Origin of the sequence: Algoriphagus antarcticus, from assembly GCF_002150685.1 — a bacterium.
Classification (GTDB): domain Bacteria; phylum Bacteroidota; class Bacteroidia; order Cytophagales; family Cyclobacteriaceae; genus Algoriphagus; species Algoriphagus antarcticus.
Genome location: NZ_MSSW01000131.1, coordinates 1 through 1853, shown reverse-complemented (window position 1 = coordinate 1853; position 1853 = coordinate 1). Strand labels below are relative to the sequence as shown.

Sequence of the window (1853 nt, the reverse complement as noted above, 5' to 3'; positions counted from 1 at the left end):
GGCAGCAGTTTTTTATTTCTATTTCCACCGTTCCTTCTTTTAATCCGACATTTATTTTCGCTACACCATTCTTCAAAACTTGCTTGTAATGCGAATCATGAAACTTATTATATAGAAGTGTTGATAGAGTTTGGGTGTCAATAATCCTATTTGCGGAATAAAAGCCAAATAGTACAACTGGTTTAGTCTTATAGTCAGCTTTTAAAGTAAATTCCACGTCTACGGAGCCTCCATTATCATTTACTATTTGATGGTCAATTATTTCGTCAATAAAGAAGCCGTTCACTTTGCTTATAAATTTCCCCCCAATAGCACCTATTATACCTGCAACGATGCAAACTACAGTAGAGTCAAATCCAAATATTAGACCTGCAATACTGTAAAGAATTGCAAACCCTAAAAATTCATAAATGTATTTTTTGATATTCATAGGTTTGATTGTTTAGAGGACTAAAAGACCAATTATAAAACCAAAAATTGGTGGAACGTTAAGACTAAATTCATAAGCGTCTGGCTTTGTCCTGTCCCATGCCGAAACGCTCAAATAGGATAGCAAAACCATTGTCGTTACAAGCCACCAAAAGCTTATTTCTGTTTCAAATAATGACAATAGGTAAGACGTCAAATAAACAACAAGGAATCCTCTTACTACTCCTTGTATTACCATGTCAGGTCGAAATCTATACATGGCAGGATTGTTTTGAACTTTAGCGATTATCCATGTTAGAGGTAAAGTAATTAGTGGGGTTAAAATCCCCAATAATAGATTAATAATAAACGCACCAATAGGTGTCAAAATATAAAGTAAGATTTTCATGTTTCGTCTGTTTCAAATTAAAGCCAACGATCGAGTATTGCCGAAGGCGGGATATTTGATGCTTGTCCTGCCCGGAACTGCAGCCGAGTAAAGAAATAAAAGTACAAGTTAACAACAAATGATAAGCAGAATTCCGTCAAGCCCGGATGCAGTACAGTAGCGATTTGTAGCCGATTGATCTTCCGTCCGCCCCGCTTTTGGCAATACTTTTGTTAGTAGCCGTTTTTTTTATCAAGGTTTGAGCATTTCTGTCGTTATGAATTTTGTTACACGGTCTAAAACCAATTCGCAGGCTTCTTTGTGTGGTGTGTGTCCTACATTTGGAATAATATATTTTTCGGCCCTTCCGCTTACTTGACTAATTGTTTTTTCAACTTGTGCCAAAGTTCCGTATTCATCAGTTTCGCCTTGAATAAATAAGATTGGACAAGTAATGTTTGGCAATAGATGTTCAACGTTCCAATTTCGGTAGTCGCTGCGTGTCCATGTTTCTGTCCAGGCTTTGAAAAGTCTTTCTACTTTGTTTCCGTGAAATTTTGCTAAGCGTTCGGGTAAGTTTGTGTTTTTGTAGTTTTCAAAGGCTTCATAAATTCCTTTTATTGTAACGTCTTCTAAAAAAATGTGTGCTGCTTCAACGATAACTGCCTCAACACTGTCAGGATATTTGCTTGCAGTCAGCAATGCTATGGTTCCACCGTCACTGTGTCCGAATAAAATTGCGTTGTCAATTTCTGATTTCTTCAATAAGTTGTGTAAAATGTCTGCATCCAATTCCATATAATTCATTGGTCTTTGGTGTGTCGGCATTGGTGCAGATTTCCCATAGCCCAAGCGATCATAAATGAAAATGTTGCATTGTGTCGCTTCCGCTAGCTTTTGTGGAAAGTCTCGCCACAATTCAATACAGCCCAAAGAGTCGTGGAGAAAAACGATTGTCGGCCTGTCGGGAAAGTTGTTTATACGTTTAATTTCTAGTTCGTCCAATGTCGTGTTTATTTCTGTCTGCATCGTGTCGTTCTAAAATGGCTGCTAACGG

Annotated in this window: 3 protein-coding genes; all 3 read right to left on the bottom strand. The window is 37.6% G+C overall.

From position 1 onward, the window contains the following. Positions 1 to 430, bottom strand: a 430-nt coding sequence (locus BVH04_RS24945; protein ID WP_140160675.1) for a hypothetical protein, incomplete at its 3' end; no start/stop codon positions are given. 12 nt (positions 431 to 442) lie between these two features. Next, a complete protein-coding gene (locus BVH04_RS24940; protein ID WP_086544173.1) occupies positions 443 to 817 on the bottom strand; it encodes a hypothetical protein in 375 nt (124 codons plus the stop codon). A 231-nt stretch (positions 818 to 1048) separates the two neighbouring features. Beyond that, entirely contained in the window at positions 1049 to 1825 is a 777-nt protein-coding gene (locus tag BVH04_RS24935; protein ID WP_086544172.1) for an alpha/beta fold hydrolase, read from the bottom strand. Between the last annotated feature and the right edge of the window lie 28 nt (positions 1826 to 1853).